This is a genomic window from Streptomyces virginiae (assembly GCF_040638905.1).
GTDB classification, from domain to species: Bacteria; Actinomycetota; Actinomycetes; order Streptomycetales; family Streptomycetaceae; genus Streptomyces; species Streptomyces virginiae_B.
Map to the genome: position 1 here is coordinate 58,154 of NZ_JBEZYV010000027.1, position 16,367 is coordinate 74,520.

The window sequence follows — 16,367 nt, forward strand, 5'->3', positions numbered from 1 at the left end:
CGAAATTTGTAGCTGGTTACCTTGTACCGGCTGGTAGGTGGGACGATCGGACAACAGGTCCTGCCGCACCTGCTGTGGAGCGTGGGCCCTGTGTGTTAAGCGAACCAGGGACAGAAGAGGAACACGGCCATGGCAACGGCGCCCAGCGTCTCGTATTCGATGACGGTCCGGCTGGAAGTGCCCGCGAGCGGCACCGCGGTCTCCCAGCTCACCACCGCCGTGGAGTCCTCCGGCGGCTCGGTCACCGGTCTCGACGTCACCGCGTCCGGCCACGAGAAGCTGCGGATCGACGTCACCATCGCCGCGACCTCCACCGCGCACGCGGACGAGATCGTGGAGAAGCTGCGCGGCATCGAGGGCGTCAGCCTCGGCAAGGTCTCCGACCGTACGTTCCTGATGCACCTCGGCGGCAAGATCGAGATGTCGTCGAAGCACCCCATCCGCAACCGCGACGACCTCTCGATGATCTACACGCCGGGCGTCGCCCGCGTGTGCACCGCCATCGCCGAGAACCCCGAGGACGCGCGCCGCCTGACCATCAAGCGCAACTCCGTCGCAGTCGTGACGGACGGCTCCGCCGTGCTGGGCCTGGGCAACATCGGCCCGATGGCCGCGCTGCCCGTCATGGAGGGCAAGGCGGCCCTCTTCAAGCGCTTCGCCGGCATCGACGCCTGGCCGATCTGCCTCGACACCCAGGATTCCGACGAGATCGTCGCGATCGTCAAGGCCATCGCGCCGGGCTTCGCCGGCATCAACCTGGAGGACATCTCCGCGCCGCGCTGCTTCGAGATCGAGGCCCGGCTGCGCGAGGCCCTCGACATCCCCGTCTTCCACGACGACCAGCACGGCACCGCGATCGTCGTGCTCGCGGCCCTCACCAACGCACTGCGCGTGGTGGGCAAGGCGGTTGAGGACGTCAAGGTCGTCATGTCGGGCGCCGGCGCGGCCGGTACCGCCATCCTCAAGCTGCTCCTCGCGGCGGGTGTGAAGAACGCCGTCAGCGCCGACATCCACGGCGTCGTGCACGCGGGCCGCCCGGACCTCGTCGACGCGGCGGCGGACTCCCCGCTGCGCTGGATCGCCGACAACACCAACCCCGAGGGCTACACCGGCACTCTGAAGGAGGCCGTGGTGGGCGCCGACGTGTTCATCGGCGTCTCGGCCCCGAACGTGCTGTCCGGGGAGGACGTCGCCGCCATGGCGGAAGGCGCCATCGTGTTCGCGCTCGCGAACCCCGATCCCGAGGTGGACCCGGCAGTGGCCCGCCAGACGGCCGCCGTGGTCGCCACCGGCCGCTCCGACTTCCCGAACCAGATCAACAACGTCCTGGTCTTCCCGGGTGTCTTCCGCGGCCTGCTGGACGCCCAGTCCCGCACGGTGGACACCAGCATGATGCTCGCCGCCGCGACCGCGCTCGCGGACGTCGTCGGCGAGGACGAGCTGAACGCCAACTACATCATTCCGTCGGTGTTCAACGACAAGGTCGCCGGCGCGGTGGCGGGCGCCGTCCGCAAGGCCGCCTCGGCCGCGCAGAACGGGGCTGTGACGGGCCTCACGGCTCCCTGATCCCCGGCGCGTCGCGAGATGCGGGCCCGTCGGGCCGCCTCTAGGGTTGCGGGGATGCCAACGAGCTCCGCTGTTCGCATCCCACGGGTGCGGACGGAGCGTCACCGGGGCGTGACTGTGGCGCTTTTCGTGTGACCCCGGCGGGTGCCGGATTGGCTTTCCCGCCGCTGGTGGGGGCAGGATGCGTAACCGGGCGAGAGGGTCTGACGTTCAGACCCGGGTCCGGGGACTGTCCTAGGGCCCTGGCAGCATCGGCTTCGATCTCACGCCTCTAAGGCAAGTTGAACACGGGAGTACAACATGAACCGCAGTGAGCTGGTGGCCGCTCTGTCCGAGCGCGCCGAGGTGACCCGCAAGGACGCCGACGCCGTTCTGGCCGCGCTCGCCGAGACCGTCGGCGAGATTGTCGCCAAGGGCGACGAGAAGGTCACCATCCCCGGCTTCCTGACCTTCGAGCGCACCCACCGTGCCGCTCGCACCGCGCGCAACCCGCAGACCGGCGACCCCATCCAGATCCCGGCCGGCTACAGCGTGAAGGTCTCCGCGGGCTCCAAGCTCAAGGAAGCCGCCAAGGGCAAGTAAGTCCCGCCCCGGCGCCGGAGGCCGCGCAGGTCTTCGGAGACGTCGAGCACGGCTGAACGCAGCAGTAGTACGTAGAACGGTGAAGGGCGGCCACCCCGGGCGGGGAGGCCGCCCTTCTGCCTGTCCGGGGCCGGCGGGGCCGCCCGGCGCCGTCTCCCCGACCGACGGGGCCCGGCAGCCCTGTGAGGCCGCGTCAGGGCCCGTCAGGGGCCTCCGGGGCGCATCGGGTGCCGCCCGGGGCTCTCCGGCCCGCGGGCGGGCATGCGAAAGCCCCCCGGGCCCTTGTGGGGGCCCGGGGGGCTTTCGGTGTCCGTACGGGTGTACGGGCGTACGCCGGGAGGCGCTAGACGAGGTCGCGGCCCGGGAGCTCGACCTTCGCACCGAGCTCCACGAGCTTCTCCATGAAGTTCTCGTAGCCCCGGTTGATCAGGTCGATGCCGTGGACCCGCGAGGTGCCCTCGGCGGCCAGCGCCGCGATCAGGTACGAGAACCCGCCGCGCAGGTCGGGGATGACCAGGTCGGCGCCCTGCAGCTTGGTCGGGCCGGAGACGACCGCCGAGTGCAGGAAGTTGCGCTGGCCGAAGCGGCAGGCCGAGCCGCCCAGGCACTCGCGGTACAGCTGGATGTGAGCACCCATCTGGTTGAGCGCCGAGGTGAAGCCGAGCCGGGACTCGTAGACCGTCTCGTGGACGATCGAGAGGCCGGAGGCCTGCGTCAGGGCCACGACGAGCGGCTGCTGCCAGTCGGTCTGGAAGCCGGGGTGCACGTCCGTCTCCAGCGCGATGGCGTTGAGCGGGCCGCCCGGGTGCCAGAAGCGGATGCCGTCGTCGTCGATCTCGAAGGCGCCGCCGACCTTCCGATACGTGTTCAGGAAAGTCATCATCGAGCGCTGCTGGGCGCCGCGCACGTAGATGTTGCCGCCGGTGGCGAGCGCCGCGGAAGCCCAGGACGCGGCCTCCAGACGGTCCGGGAGGGCCTTGTGGTTGTAGCCGCCGAGACGCTCCACACCGGTGATCCGGATGGTGCGGTCGGTGTCCATGGAGATGATGGCGCCCATCTTCTGCAGCACGCAGATGAGGTCCTCGATCTCCGGCTCCACGGCGGCGTTGCTGAGCTCGGTGACGCCCTCGGCCAGAACGGCCGTCAGCAGCACCTGCTCGGTCGAGCCGACGGAGGGGTAGGGCAGGCGGATCTTGCAGCCGCGCAGCCGCTGCGGGGCCTCCAGGTACTGGCCGCCCTCGCGCTTCTCGATGGTCGCGCCGAACTGGCGGAGCACGTCGAAGTGGAAGTCGATCGGCCGGCCGCCGATGTCACAGCCGCCGAGGCCCGGGATGAAGGCGTGGCCGAGGCGGTGCAGCAGAGGACCGCAGAAGAGGATCGGGATGCGCGAAGAGCCCGCGTGGGCGTCGATGTCGGCGACGTTCGCGCTCTCGACGTGGGTGGGGTCGAGCACCAGCTCGCCCGGCTCCTCGCCGGGGCGGACCGTCACCCCGTGCAGCTGGAGCAGCCCGCGTACGACACGCACGTCACGGATGTCGGGAACGTTGCGCAGCCGGCTGGGTCCGCTGCCGAGCAGAGCGGCGACCATGGCCTTGGGCACGAGGTTCTTCGCACCGCGGACACGGATCTCGCCCTCGAGCGGGGTGCCGCCGTGGACAAGCAGTACATCGTCACTGATGCCGGTCATGAATCTCGCGTTCCGGAGAGGGGTGGGCAGGGGGCCAGGGAAAAGGGTAAGGGCCACCACCCCCCTGTTCGTAAGGCCGACGTGGCCGTAGGACTGTCATGAATTCGGCACAACACCCTCCGTATCCACCGCATGGCGGAGTGTTGCGTTCCGCCCGCTCTGTCCGTACGCGCTCCCCGCTGCCGCTGTGCGCCCTGAGCTGCGCGCGATCAGATCTCCCCGCCCGCTCCCCGGAAACGGCAGATGTGCGGGATCATGGCGGCATGACCGAGGTGTCCTCCCTCACAGGGCGGCTGCTCGTGGCCACCCCAGCCCTCGCGGACCCGAACTTCGACCGCGCGGTGGTGCTGCTGCTCGACCACGACGAGCAGGGCTCCCTCGGCGTGGTCCTCAACCGGCCGACCCCGGTGGGCGTCGGCGACGTCCTGCTGCCCTGGGCGCCGCTCGCCGGAGCCCCGGGCGTGGTGTTCCAGGGCGGGCCGGTGGCACTGGACTCGGCCCTGGGGCTGGCCGTCATCCCGGGTGAGGAGGGGCCGCTCGGCTGGCGCCGGGTGCACGGGGCGATCGGACTGGTCGACCTGGAGGCGCCGCCGGAGCTGCTGGCCTCGGCCCTCGGGGGCCTGCGCATCTTCGCCGGCTACTCCGGCTGGGGTCCGGGCCAGCTGGAGGAGGAGCTGGGCGAGGGCGCCTGGTACGTGGTGGAGTCGGAGCCGGGTGACGTGTCCTCGCCGGACCCGGAGCGGCTGTGGCGGTCGGTGCTGCGCCGCCAGCGCAGCGAACTCGCGATGGTCGCCACCTATCCGGACGACCCGTCGCTCAACTGACTGGCGCGGGGTTAAGTACCCTGGGTTGCATGAGCACTCTTGAGCCCGAGCGCGGGACTGGCACGGGGACCCTCGTAGAGCCGACGCCGCAGGTGTCGCACGGTGACGGCGACCACGAGCGCTTCGCCCACTACGTCCAGAAGGACAAGATCATGGCGAGCGCGCTCGACGGCACCCCCGTCGTCGCGCTCTGCGGCAAGGTCTGGGTACCGGGCCGGGACCCGAAGAAGTACCCGGTCTGCCCCATGTGCAAGGAGATCTACGAGTCCATGGGCCCCGGCGGGGACAAGGACAAGGGCGGCAAGGACAAGTAGTTCCGGCCTGCTTCACCTTCCCCTTCGCGGGACCGAGGCCCTCGGCGCACCACGGTGCGTCCGGGGGCCTTTGCCGTGCCTGCGGGGGGCGTTAGGGTCGGCGCGACGAGCACCCGGCGGAACGCGCGTTGCGCAGGGTGCAACAGGCTGCCGCGAAGGGCTGACGCATGGACCTGATCCGCACGGGCCTGATCCCCGCACCCCGCGTCGCCGTCCCCCACGAGGGCGGACGCCGCCACACCTTCGGCCCCGAACCGGCCCTGTCCGCGGTCCCGGGATGCGGGACCACCGCACGGTGGCTGCGGCGCGAGCTGGGCGCGGCCACCGGCTGGGAGCTGCCCCCGGCCGAACCCGGCCGGTCCGCCGAGCTGCGCCTGTGCCTCGCCCCCGGCGCCGTCGGCGGCCTGGGACCCGAGGCGTACCGGCTCGACGTCGGCCCGGACGGCGTGGAGCTGGCGGGAGCGACGGCGGCCGGACTGTTCTGGGGCGCCCAGACCCTGCGCCAGCTGCTCGGACCCCAGGCGTACCGCAGGGCGCCCCTGCCGGGCGGGCCGCGGGCGTGGAGCCTGCCGTACGGCACCGTCGTGGACGGCCCCCGCTTCGGCTGGCGCGGGCTGATGCTCGACGTGGCCCGGCACTTCATGCCCAAGGACGGGGTGCTGCGCTACATCGACCTCCTCGCCGCCCACAAGCTCAACGTCCTCCACCTGCACCTGACGGACGACCAGGGCTGGCGGGTCGAGATCAAGCGCCACCCGCGCCTCACGGAGGTCGGGGCGTGGCGGGAGCGCAGCCGGTGGGGGCACCGGGCCTCGCCGCTGTGGAACGAGACCCCGCACGGCGGCTTCTACACGCAGGACGACATCCGCGAGATCGTCGCGTACGCCGCCGAGCGGCACGTCAGGGTGGTCCCGGAGATCGACGTCCCCGGCCACTCGCAGGCCGCGATCGCCGCGTACCCGGAGCTGGGCAACACCGACGTCGTCGACACCGCGGCGCTCGGCGTGTGGGACGACTGGGGCATCTGCGAGAACGTGCTCGCGCCGACCGAGGCCGTGCTGCGCTTCTACGAGGGGGTCTTCGAGGAGCTGCTGGAGCTGTTCCCGGTGGAGGTCTCGCCCTTCGTGCACGTGGGCGGCGACGAGTGCCCCAAGGTGCAGTGGAAGGCCTCCGCCGCCGCGCAGGAGCGGATCCGCGAGCTGGGCGTGGACGGGGAGGACGGGCTGCAGTCCTGGTTCGTCCGGCACTTCGACGGCTGGCTCGCCGAGCGCGGGCGGCGGCTGATCGGGTGGGACGAGATCCTGGAGGGCGGGCTCGCGCCGGGTGCGGCCGTGTCCTCGTGGCGCGGCTACGCGGGCGGCATCGCCGCCGCCGAGGCCGGGCACGACGTGGTGATGTGCCCCGAGCAGCAGGTGTACCTGGACCACCGTCAGGCGGGCGGCGGGGACGAGCCGATGCCCATCGGGTACGTGCGCTCGCTGGAGGACGTGTACCGCTTCGAGCCGGTGCCGCCGAAGCTGTCACCGCGGGCCGCGGCCCATGTGCTGGGCGCCCAGGCCAACATGTGGACCGAGGTGACGCAGGACCAGGGGCGGGTGGACTACCAGGTGTTCCCGCGGCTGGCGGCCTTCGCGGAGGTGGTGTGGTCGTGGCTGCCGGAGCCGCCGGAGCGCGACTACGCGGACTTCGAGGAGCGAATGGCCCCGCACTACGCGCGGTTGGACGCGCTCGGCGTCGGCTACCGGCCGCCGGGCGGCCCGTTGCCGTGCCAGCGGCGGCCCGGCGTCCGGGGCCGCCCGATCGAGGGCGCGCCCCCGAACGTGTGACACGGGGGCGCGGGCGCGACCTGAACGGAAAGGGAACGGGTCCGGAACTCTGGCTGGATTTGCTGCTATACGGGGAAAATCGGACGTTCGGGGGCGAGGGGGAAGGGGTCCGGCCAAGCCGTCACCCCGCCTCGTACGGGACGTGGCGGCAGGCACCGGACGGCCGGGCGGGGCTCCGCGGCGGCGGGGAGCGCGGGGCGCGGGAGGGGCGGGTGCACCAGGAGGACCCTCGCGCCGGGCGGCCCGGAAGATGTGCCAGAGTTGCCACGTCCCGGCGGTGAGCACGTACCGTACGGCGGACAGGCGTGAGCGCCAGGACCGGGACATCGGGAAGGGGCAGCTGGGTTGACCACGCACGCACCGCACGCACCGCACGCACCTGATTCACCTCAGGGGGCTCAGGGGCAGCAGGCGGCGCAGTCCGTGACGCTGCCGGCCTCGCTCGACGAGGCCGTCGCGGCGCTCACCGCCATGCCCGCCGCCGTTCCCGTCGCGGGCGGCACCGACCTCATGGCCGCGGTCAACGCCGGGCTGCTGCGGCCCGCCGCTCTGGTCGGCCTGGGCCGGATCAACGAGATCCGCGGCTGGCAGTACCAGGACGGCCACGCGCTGCTCGGCGCAGGCCTCACCCACGCCCGGATGGGCCGGCCGGACTTCGCCGCCCTGATCCCCGCGCTCGCGGCCGCCGCGCGCGCCGCCGGGCCCCCGCAGATCCGCAACGCCGGCACCCTGGGCGGGAACATCGCCACCGCCGCGCCCACGGGGGACGCGCTGCCCGTGCTGGCCGCGCTGGAGGCCGTACTGGTCATCGTCGGCCCGGGCGGGCAGCGCGAGATCCCGGTCTCGCACCTGCTGGCCGGGCGGGAGATGCTGCGGCCCGGCGAGCTCATCGGCTTCGTGCGGGTGCCGCTGCTGCACGCCCCGCAGGTGTTCCTCAAGGCCACCGGGCGTACCGGGCCCGGGCGCGCGGTGGCGTCCGTGGGGCTCGTACTGGACCCGGCGCGCCGGGGTGTGCGCTGCGCGATCGGCGCCGTGGCCCCGATGCCGCTGCGCCCCCTGGAGGCCGAGCAGTGGGTGGCCTCGCTGATCGACTGGGACGGCGGGCGGAGCCTGGCCCCCGAGGCGCTGGAGGCCTTCGGCGAGTACGTCGCGGCCGCCTGCGTCCCCGACCAGGGGGAACCGGTGGCTCCGGGCGTACTGCACCTGCGGCGGACGGTGGCCGTACTGGCACGGAGGGCCCTCGGAAGGGCGCTGACCTCATGAGCGAGAACGAGAACGAGAACGTGACCCAGGGGAACGGCACGGCGGGCTGGGGCTGGGAACCGGTCCCGCAGGGCGGCGAGTACGACTCGGACGCCACGGCCTTCGTGAAACTGCCGCAGGACATGCTGGACGCGCTCGGCACCGGTGAGCCGCTCGCGGCGCCCGGACACGGCTACGTGCCGCCGCCGATGATCGTGCCGCTGGGCTCGGCGAGCACGGACCCGGCGGCCACGGGCACATGGGCGCTGCCGGTGCAGTGGCCGGAGGCGGGTGCCTCGGGTGCTTCGGGCGCCGGCTCCGCGGGGGCGGGGCCCGGGACGGGCTCCGGTTCCGGTTCGGTGGGCGGGCCGATTCCCGCCTCGATCCCCATCCCGGCGTCGGTGGCGGCCGCGTTCGCCGAGGCGGAGCCCGAGTCCGAGCAGGCGCACGATCCCGGTGAGACGGCGGAGTGGCGGTTCCCCGAGGCCGTGCACGAGCCCGAGGAAGCGCCTTCGACGACCGGCCAGTGGGCCGTGCCCGACTTCGCGCAGCAGCAGGGCGGCGACTACCGCACGGGCGGCCTGGACGCGGACTGGAGCCAGGCCCCGGCGACCCTGCCGGGCGGCGCCCCGGCCCCGTGGGCCTACCTGACGCAGCAGCCGACCGCCGACCCCGACCAGGGCCGCGACCCCGGCCGGGCGCACGGGCAGGACGCGGGCGTCCTGCCCGGCACGGACGAGGCGGCGGCAGCGGCCGCCGCTGCCGCCGCCACGGCGCACGCCGCGGGACGGCTGCTCGGCGGGCCCGGTGTGGGCGCCCCGGGCCGCGGGCCGCGGGTGCTGGGCGGCCCCGGCGTGGGCACCGCGCTGCACGAGGCCGAGCCCGCGCACCAGGCACCGCACGACACCGACACCGACACCGACACCGCCACCTACGCCGACACCGACACCGACACCGAGGCCGCGCACGGCCCGGCGGCCACGGCGCTCGCGGGGGAGCGGTCCCGTCCGGGAGCCGCGACGCAGGAGCCGGCCGTGGCGGCCGGCGGTGTGGACCTCTTCGGCGGAGCACGCACCGAGACGCCGGTCGCGGACACCGCGCACGCGCAGCCGGCGGAGCCGGAGCACCCCGCCCGGCCCGCTCGGCCCGTGCACGCCGAACACGGCGCGCACGCCGACCTCTTCGGGCACTCGGGGCATTCCGAGCACACCGGGCACACCGAGCACACCGAGTACTCCGAACACCCCGGCCATTCCGGCCATTCCGGTCAGTCGGCGCGTCCTGCGGACACCGACGGGCACGGCTTCGCGGCCTTCGGCCAGGCGCCGGGGTCCGGGCCGGCCCAGACCGGCGGCGCCGCCGAGGCGCAGGCCGCCGCGACGGACGGCCACGGCTTTGCGCTACCGGGCCGCGAGCCAGCACCGGACCACGCCGACGCCGAAGGGCAGGCGCCGGCCGAGGCCGCCCCGTCCCCGGAGGAGATCCCGGCCGGCACCACGCCGCTCGCGGACACCGCCGACAGCCCGGCGGAGCTCCCGGTGGAGGCAACCGGCGAAGGGGTCCCGGCCGATGTGCCGCCGTACGAGGAAGAAGGGCATCCCGCCGCCGCCGTCCACCACGAGCACCCGCAGGCCTCCTACGTCCTGCGCGTCAACGGCGCCGACCGCCCGGTCACCGGGGCCTGGATCGGGGAGTCCCTCCTCTACGTGCTGCGCGAGCGCCTCGGCCTCGCCGGCGCCAAGGACGGCTGCTCCCAGGGCGAGTGCGGCGCCTGCGCCGTGCAGGTCGACGGCCGGCTCGTCGCCTCCTGCCTGGTCCCGGCGGCGACGGCGGCCGGCAGCGAGGTCCGCACCGTCGAGGGGCTCGCGGCGGGCGGGGAACTCTCGGACGTCCAGCAGGCGTTGTGCAGGTCGGGTGCGGTGCAGTGCGGATTCTGCGTGCCCGGGATGGCCATGACCATCCACGACCTGCTGGAGGGCAACCACGCCCCCAGCGAGCTGGAGACCCGCCAGGCCCTGTGCGGCAACCTCTGCCGGTGCTCCGGCTACGCGGGGGTCGTCGAGGCCGTGCGCGAGGTCGTGGCCGAGCGGGAGGGCACCTCGGCAGCGTCCGCGGAGGCGCAGGCCCAGGACCAGGCACAGGCGCAGGCCCAGGGTGCGCCCGAGGCGCGCATCCCGCACCAGGCAGCGCCCGGCGAGGGCGGCATCCACCACGGAGGCACGGCGTGAGCGGGCAGGACGCGGCGACCGCGACGACGGTCAACACCACGATGACCGCGCTGACGACGACGCCGGAACCGGACGGACCGCAGGTTCCGCGCGGCATCGGCGCCTCCGTCGAGGCCGCCGACACCCGCGCCAAGACCGAGGGCACCTTCCCCTATGCCGCCGACCTGTGGGCCGAGGGGCTGCTGTGGGCCGCCGTGCTGCGCTCCCCGCACGCCCACGCCCGGATCGTCTCCATCGACACCACGGCCGCCGCCGAGATGCCCGGCGTGCGCGCCGTCGTCACCCACGCCGACGTACCCGGCGCGACCACCCACGGCCGCCGGATCGCCGACCGGCCGGTGTTCGCGCACGACGTCGTACGCCACCACGGCGAGCCCATCGCCGCCGTCGCCGCCGACCACCCCGACACGGCACGGCTCGCCGCGGCCGCGATCGCCGTCGAGTACGAGCTCCTCGACCCGGTCACCGACCCCGAGCAGTCCTTCGGCGCCGCCGCCCTGCACCCCGACGGCAACCTGATCCGGCACATCCCGCTGCGCTACGGCGACCCGGAGGCCACCGGCGAGGTCGTCGTCGAGGGCCTGTACCGGATCGGCCGCCAGGACCCCGCGCCCATCGGCGCCGAGGCCGGGCTGGCCGTGCCCCGCCCCGACGGCGGCGTCGACCTCTACACCGCCTCCACCGACCCGCACACCGACCGCGACCTGGCCGCCGCCTGCTTCGGCCTGGAACCCGACCGCGTACGCGTCGTCGTCACCGGCGTGCCGGGCGCGACGGCCGACCGCGAGGACGCAGCCTTCCAGCTCCCGCTGGGCCTCCTCGCCCTGCGCACCGGCTGCCCGGTGAAGCTGGCCGCCACCCGCGAGGAGTCCTTCCTCGGCCACACCCACCGCCACCCGACCCTGCTGCGCTACCGCCACCACGCGGACGCGGAGGGCCGCCTGGTCAAGGTGGAGGCGCAGATCCTGATGGACGCGGGCGCGTACGCCGACGCCTCCGCGGAATCCCTGGCGGCGGCGGTGGCCTTCGCCTGCGGCCCGTACGTCGTCCCGCACGCCTTCGTCGAGGGCTGGGTGGTACGCACCAACAACCCGCCGTCGGGCCACGTCCGCGGTGAGGGCGCGATGCAGGTGTGCGCCGCCTACGAGGGCCAGATGGACAAGCTCGCGGCCGCCCTCGGCATCGACGGCGCGGAACTGCGCATGCGCAACGTCCTGGCGACCGGAGACCTGCTCCCCACCGGCCAGACGGTGACCTGCCCGGCGCCGGTGGCGGAACTGCTGCGCGCGGTGCGCGACTTCGAGCTGCCCGCCCTCCCGAAGGACGCACCCGAGGACGAGTGGCTGCTGCCCGGCGGCCCGGAGGGCGCGGGCGAGCCGGGCGCCGTGCGGCGCGGCGTCGGCTACGGGGTCGGCATGGTGCACATGCTCGGCGCCGAGGGGACCGACGAGGTCTCCACCGCCACCGTGAAGGTGGTGGGCGGCGCTGCGACCGTCATCTGCGCGGCCGTCGACACCGGGCAGGGCTTCGCCACCCTGGCCCGCCAGATCGTCCAGGAGGTCCTGGGCGTCGACGAGGTGGCGGTGGCCCCGGTGGACACCGACCAGCCGCCGGCCGGCCCGGCGGCGCACGGCCGCCACACGTGGGTGTCGGGCGGCGCGGTGGAACGGGCCGCCAAGATGGTCCGCACCCAGCTCCTGCAGCCGATGGCCCACAAGCTGGGCATGTCGACGGAACTCCTGCAGATCCAGGACGGCCGCATCACCTCCTACGACGGCGCGTTCTCGATGACGGTCTCGGAGGCCATGGCGGGCAAGGAACTCTGGGCGACCGCCCAGTGCCGCCCCCACCCGACGGAACCGCTGGACGCGGACGGTCAGGGCGACGCGTTCGTGGGCCTCGCCTTCTGCGCGATCCGCGCGGTGGTGGACGTGGACATCGAGCTGGGCTCGGTACGGGTGGTGGAGCTCGCGGTGGCCCAGGACGTGGGCCGCGTCCTCAACCCCCGCCAGCTGGAGGCCCGTATCGAAGCGGGCGTCACCCAGGGCGTGGGCGCGGCCCTGACGGAGAACCTCCGCACGGTCGCCGGCCTGGTCCGCCACCCCGACCTGACGGGCTACGCCCTGCCGACGGCGCTGGACGCCCCGACGGTCCGCATCGTCAAACTGGTCGAGGAACGCGACGTGGTGGCCCCCTTCGGCGCGAAGGCGGCGAGCGCGGTCCCGGTGGTGACGACCCCGGCGGCGATCGCCTCGGCGGTCCGCGCAGCCACGGGCCGCCCGGTCAACAGGCTCCCGATCAGGCCCTCGGCGGCGGTGGGGGCGCCCAACTCGTGACCGTGTGACCCGCATTGCACGTGCAACCCTGGACTTGGGCCTGTCGGTGCCGGTCGATAGAGTGATCGCCGAGAGTGTGCGCGCGCACGTGCGAACGGGTGCGAACGGGGACGGGGAGTCGGGGAGGCCATCGTGGCAGAGGACAACGGCGGGGTTCTGGCGCTAGGCCTGTCGGGGGACGTCGCGGCATCGATCAGAGCCCAGGCGGACGCGCAGGCCAGGGCGGCGGCCCTGCGGGTCGAGTACGACGACCTGAAGGGCTACAAGACCTTGGTGGACGGCCTCCTGACATCTCTTCAGGAGTCCCCGGCGCACCACGGCAAGCTGGCCGACGACACCCTCCCGGCGGGCGCCCTGGGAACGGGCTTCCCCGAGGCGGACAAGCTGTACGAGGCGTACAAGACCGTCCATACGGAGCTGCAGAAGCTGTCGAAGGGGTTGGCAGAGCAGATCGAGGGTCTGGGCATCGCGGTCCAGTCCGCTAACGGCGGTTACGCGGAAGTGGACGAGGAGCAGAAGCGACGCATGGTCGTCATCGCCAAGCAGGCCCACGACCACTACGTCGAGGACCGCGACCCGTACGCGGAGAAGAAGAGCGACAGCCCGCAGCCGAACGTGACGAAGAAGGGGGCTCCGCTCGGATGACGGATTTCGAGGGATACACGCACGCACAGCTGCACGCGATGATCGAGTCGCTCGATCCGGCGAAGGTGGCGGCGCTGGGCACGAAGCTGACGGATGCGGCCAAGACGATCAAGAAGATCGGGACCCAGCTCAAGGACCACAAGGTCAAGGGCTGGGAAGGCGAAGGCGCTACGGCCTTTCAGAACTGGGTGAGCCAGGCGGGCAGCGCGACGCTGCTGCTGGCCGACTACAGCACCGCTGGCGGCAAGTACATGGCCGAGGCGGCGCAGGTCATGCGCGAGGTCAAGCCGTCGAAGGACGGTGGGGGGAACTTCCCCCCGTACGACGCGGCTGCCGACGCGAAGCTCAGGGAGAACCTGGCGACGTCCCGCGAGTACCACAACGACCCTGGCGCGGTGCAGCTCGGCCAGGAGGCATGGTCGAAGCTGAGCGGAGACCACGCGCGGGCCGTAGATGCGATGAACAAGCTGGCTGGGGCGTACGACCAGTCCGCCGTGCAGATGGGCAAGGCGGAGATCCCGACGTTCCCGCCGCCGCCTCAGGTTCTCGTGCCGGTCGTCCGTGACGGAAGTCAGGACGTCGCGCGTGCCAGTGAAGGAGGTGCAGGCTACGGGGGTGGGAGCTCTGCCACCTCCGCCTACGCCTCTTCTGGTGAATCCGGTGGAGTGCGCTCGAGTGAATCTGGTTCGGTGCCTGGGCAGCAGCCGCGGCCGGACAACACGGCCCCGTCGGTCTCCGTCCCGTCTGCACCGGATCGCAATGTGGACGTCGACCTCGACACCGTCGGTACGCTTCCGCCCACGACCACGCCGCCGGTGACCACGCCTCCTTCTCTCCCGCCGACCACGGGCCCCGTCGCTCCCGGCCCCTTCGTTCCGCCCGTGGCCATTCCGCCAGTAGGCGGGCTAAAGGGCGGACCTGGGCCCTTTGCCACCGGCCCCGGCATCGGCCCGTACCCGGGTACGGGCGGTCCCGGCATTCCCGGCGGCAAGGTCATTGGAACGCCCGGGCTGCCCCCGCGTGACGCCGGCATCACGGGCGGCCGTCCTGTGACGTCCACCGGCCCGAGCTCGGGCATTCCGCGCGGTACGGTCATCGGCGAGGGATCGCAGGCCGGCCGTCCCATGGGCGGCGGTCTGGGCCACGGCGCTGGCGGCCACTACGGCGGCAGCCAAGGAGGCCTTCCCGCCGGCCGACGACTGGCTTCGGAGCCGGGGGGCGTCATGGGCGGGCGTCAGGCCGGTGCGGTTGGGCGCCCGATTGCGGCGGGCCAGCCGTTCACCCAGGGCGGTTCGGGCCTCGTGCGCAACGGTGCGGGCCCCGTGGGGCACGCGGCTACGCAGACTCCGGGCAGGAGTCGGGACGGCCAGGGAAGCGAACGTCCCGACTACCTGACCGAGGACGAAGAGACCTGGCAGGGCACCCGCCGTGTTGCCCCGCCTGTGATCGACTGACCAGAACGGAAGTTGCACGAGATGCACATGCGCAAGGCGACCGCGGCTCTGGTGGGCCTCCTGCTGGCCGGGGTCGCCGCGACCCCGGCCCACGCGGAGACCATCCGATCGCAGCAGTGGCATCTCGACGCCATGAAGGCAGACGAGATCTGGAAGATCAGCACGGGCAAGGGCATCACCGTTGCTGTCATTGACACCGGTGTCAACCAGATCCCGGAGCTCGAAGGCCAGGTTCTTCCCGGTAGGGCCTTTCCTGTAGCTGATGCCGAGGTTGGTAGAGACAACGACTACTTCGGCCATGGCACTGGCATTGCCGCGATGATTGCTGCAACGGGGAAGCATCCGACGGGAGACGGTGGCTATGGTCTCGCGCCAGGTGTAAAGATCCTCCCGATCCGCATCCCCGACATGCTGGAGGCGGCATCGACGCCGTCCATGGTGGAGGCCATTCGATACGCCGCCGACTCGGATGCCAGGGTGATCAACATCTCCATGGGCCTGCACAGTACGGCTGAGCAGGATCAAGGGCGTGCTGCTGCCGTGAAGTACGCCCTCTCCAAGGGCAAAATCATCTTTGCTGCGGTGGGGAACTACGGAAACTCGACGAACGAGGTTCAGTACCCCGCTGGGACTCCGGGCGTAGTGGGTGTCGGAGCAGTGGACCCCGAGGGCGAGCCAACAAGCGAGTCTCAGCATGGTCCGCAGGTGGATGTGGCCGCACCTGGGAAGGACATCGTTACGGCTTGCAAGGGCAAGACGGGAATCTGCAAAACCAACGGCACTAGTGACGCCTCCGCCCTCGCCTCCGCGTCCGCCGCGCTGCTCTGGTCTGCCCACCCCGAGTGGACCAATAACCAAGTCCTACGCGTTCTGCTGAACACCGCCGGCAAGCCCGTCGACGGGACTCAGCGCAACGACTACGTCGGCTACGGCGTCGTCCGGCCACGGGTCGCGTTGCAGACGCCTGGGGACCCGGGGCCGGCGGACGTCTATCCGCTGCCCGATCTGGCCGCATCCCAGGCCGCGACCAAGTCGCCTTCAGCAGCCCCCCCGGCCGCACCTACCCCCGCCCCCCAGACCGCCGAGGAGAAGAAGGGCGGCAGCTCCCTGCTCTGGGTCGGGCTCGGGCTCGGGGTCTGCGTGCTCATCGGCGGAGCCGTTACCGCCGTCATCGTGCGCCGCAATCGTTGATCCGCCCCTGACCTGACCGGCTCCCACTCGGAGGTTCACGCGATGTCGTTCGACGAGGAATGGTCGGCGGCTCGCGCCACGGCCGGCTCCAACGCCGCCATGCGGCTCAACCAGGCCCCCGCCCCCGGAGGCGGGACCGGCGCCGCCGACCTCGCCCTCGACCAGGACCAGATCGGAGCCGTCGGCTCCGAGGCGTACAAGCTGCACACCCGCCTCCAGACCGACGGCAAGCACGCCGCCACCGCGACCACCGAGGCCGCCGGGGCCCTGACCAGGGAAGGCTTCGCGAGCGGGGCCGCCCTGGCCAAGGCCAACACCCTCTGGGAGACCCAGGTGAAGACCCTCGTGGCCGCCTGCGCCAACATCTCCAACGGCCTGAACTACTCGCTCTCCTCCCACGCGAAGGACGAGCAGCAGCTCCACGCCGACTTCACGGCGTCCGCCATCGACACGTACCTGAAGTAGGCAAGGC

The 16,367-nt window shown here is 72.7% G+C and carries 13 protein-coding genes; 12 read left to right on the forward strand and 1 reads right to left on the reverse strand.

All coding sequences use genetic code 11. From position 1 onward, the window contains the following. Positions 1-129 precede the first annotated feature (129 nt). Positions 130-1,566 (forward strand): NAD-dependent malic enzyme, encoded by a 1,437-nt coding sequence (locus tag AB0F82_RS28670; RefSeq protein ID WP_356814904.1) that lies wholly within the window; start codon positions 130-132, stop codon positions 1,564-1,566. A 300-nt stretch (positions 1,567-1,866) separates the two neighbouring features. Then, a complete protein-coding gene (locus AB0F82_RS28675) occupies positions 1,867-2,148 on the forward strand; it encodes an HU family DNA-binding protein (protein ID WP_007264399.1) in 282 nt (93 codons plus the stop codon). Positions 2,149-2,491: 343 nt separating this feature from the next. Here the strand turns inward: AB0F82_RS28675 and murA are convergent, their stop codons facing one another. Next, a complete protein-coding gene (murA, locus tag AB0F82_RS28680; RefSeq protein WP_356814905.1) occupies positions 2,492-3,835 on the reverse strand; it encodes a UDP-N-acetylglucosamine 1-carboxyvinyltransferase in 1,344 nt (447 codons plus the stop codon). 263 nt (positions 3,836-4,098) lie between these two features. Between murA and AB0F82_RS28685 the strand changes: the two genes are divergently transcribed. The 10 genes from AB0F82_RS28685 to AB0F82_RS28730 all read left to right on the forward strand — a co-directional run bounded on the left by AB0F82_RS28685 (position 4,099) and on the right by AB0F82_RS28730 (position 16,360). After that, positions 4,099-4,659 (forward strand): YqgE/AlgH family protein, encoded by a 561-nt coding sequence (locus AB0F82_RS28685; RefSeq protein ID WP_030662771.1) that lies wholly within the window; start codon positions 4,099-4,101, stop codon positions 4,657-4,659. A gap of 29 nt (positions 4,660-4,688) precedes the next feature. Then, on the forward strand, positions 4,689-4,973 hold the full coding sequence (locus AB0F82_RS28690) for a DUF3039 domain-containing protein (protein ID WP_030010729.1): 285 nt from the start codon (positions 4,689-4,691) through the stop codon (positions 4,971-4,973). Between the two features lie 167 nt (positions 4,974-5,140). Then, the gene (locus AB0F82_RS28695; protein WP_362632496.1) at positions 5,141-6,799 is read left to right on the forward strand and encodes a beta-N-acetylhexosaminidase; all 1,659 of its coding nucleotides are present in this window, start codon (positions 5,141-5,143) and stop codon (positions 6,797-6,799) included. A gap of 345 nt (positions 6,800-7,144) precedes the next feature. After that, positions 7,145-8,062 carry an FAD binding domain-containing protein gene (locus AB0F82_RS28700; protein ID WP_078658922.1) on the forward strand — a complete coding sequence of 306 codons (918 nt, stop codon included), beginning with the start codon at positions 7,145-7,147 and terminating at the stop codon, positions 8,060-8,062. Next, entirely contained in the window at positions 8,059-10,269 is a 2,211-nt protein-coding gene (locus AB0F82_RS28705) for a 2Fe-2S iron-sulfur cluster-binding protein (protein WP_362632498.1), read from the forward strand. Before AB0F82_RS28700 ends, AB0F82_RS28705 begins: the two co-directional genes overlap by 4 nt. A 41-nt stretch (positions 10,270-10,310) precedes the next feature. Then, a complete protein-coding gene (locus tag AB0F82_RS28710) occupies positions 10,311-12,605 on the forward strand; it encodes a xanthine dehydrogenase family protein molybdopterin-binding subunit (RefSeq protein WP_362632545.1) in 2,295 nt (764 codons plus the stop codon). Between the two features lie 132 nt (positions 12,606-12,737). After that, positions 12,738-13,250 (forward strand): hypothetical protein, encoded by a 513-nt coding sequence (locus tag AB0F82_RS28715; RefSeq protein ID WP_356815153.1) that lies wholly within the window; start codon positions 12,738-12,740, stop codon positions 13,248-13,250. After that, entirely contained in the window at positions 13,247-14,704 is a 1,458-nt protein-coding gene (locus AB0F82_RS28720) for a WXG100 family type VII secretion target (RefSeq protein ID WP_362632501.1), read from the forward strand. Before AB0F82_RS28715 ends, AB0F82_RS28720 begins: the two co-directional genes overlap by 4 nt. Before the next feature lie 21 nt (positions 14,705-14,725). Next, the gene (gene mycP / locus AB0F82_RS28725) at positions 14,726-15,895 is read left to right on the forward strand and encodes a type VII secretion-associated serine protease mycosin (protein WP_362632503.1); all 1,170 of its coding nucleotides are present in this window, start codon (positions 14,726-14,728) and stop codon (positions 15,893-15,895) included. 42 nt (positions 15,896-15,937) lie between these two features. Further along, a complete protein-coding gene (locus AB0F82_RS28730; RefSeq protein ID WP_362632505.1) occupies positions 15,938-16,360 on the forward strand; it encodes a hypothetical protein in 423 nt (140 codons plus the stop codon). Positions 16,361-16,367: the final 7 nt, after the last annotated feature.

What these genes read in the sequence shown, in the direction of transcription:
- AB0F82_RS28670 (WP_356814904.1), top strand. Translation starts at nt 130, where the DNA reads ATGGCAACGGCGCCCAGCGTCTCGTATTCGATGACGGTCCGGCTGGAA.
- AB0F82_RS28675 (WP_007264399.1), top strand. Translation starts at nt 1,867, where the DNA reads ATGAACCGCAGTGAGCTGGTGGCCGCTCTGTCCGAGCGCGCCGAGGTG.
- murA (WP_356814905.1), bottom strand. Translation starts at nt 3,835, where the DNA reads ATGACCGGCATCAGTGACGATGTACTGCTTGTCCACGGCGGCACCCCG.
- AB0F82_RS28685 (WP_030662771.1), top strand. Translation starts at nt 4,099, where the DNA reads ATGACCGAGGTGTCCTCCCTCACAGGGCGGCTGCTCGTGGCCACCCCA.
- AB0F82_RS28690 (WP_030010729.1), top strand. Translation starts at nt 4,689, where the DNA reads ATGAGCACTCTTGAGCCCGAGCGCGGGACTGGCACGGGGACCCTCGTA.
- AB0F82_RS28695 (WP_362632496.1), top strand. Translation starts at nt 5,141, where the DNA reads ATGGACCTGATCCGCACGGGCCTGATCCCCGCACCCCGCGTCGCCGTC.
- AB0F82_RS28705 (WP_362632498.1), top strand. Translation starts at nt 8,059, where the DNA reads ATGAGCGAGAACGAGAACGAGAACGTGACCCAGGGGAACGGCACGGCG.
- AB0F82_RS28710 (WP_362632545.1), top strand. Translation starts at nt 10,311, where the DNA reads ATGACCGCGCTGACGACGACGCCGGAACCGGACGGACCGCAGGTTCCG.
- AB0F82_RS28720 (WP_362632501.1), top strand. Translation starts at nt 13,247, where the DNA reads ATGACGGATTTCGAGGGATACACGCACGCACAGCTGCACGCGATGATC.
- mycP (WP_362632503.1), top strand. Translation starts at nt 14,726, where the DNA reads ATGCACATGCGCAAGGCGACCGCGGCTCTGGTGGGCCTCCTGCTGGCC.
- AB0F82_RS28730 (WP_362632505.1), top strand. Translation starts at nt 15,938, where the DNA reads ATGTCGTTCGACGAGGAATGGTCGGCGGCTCGCGCCACGGCCGGCTCC.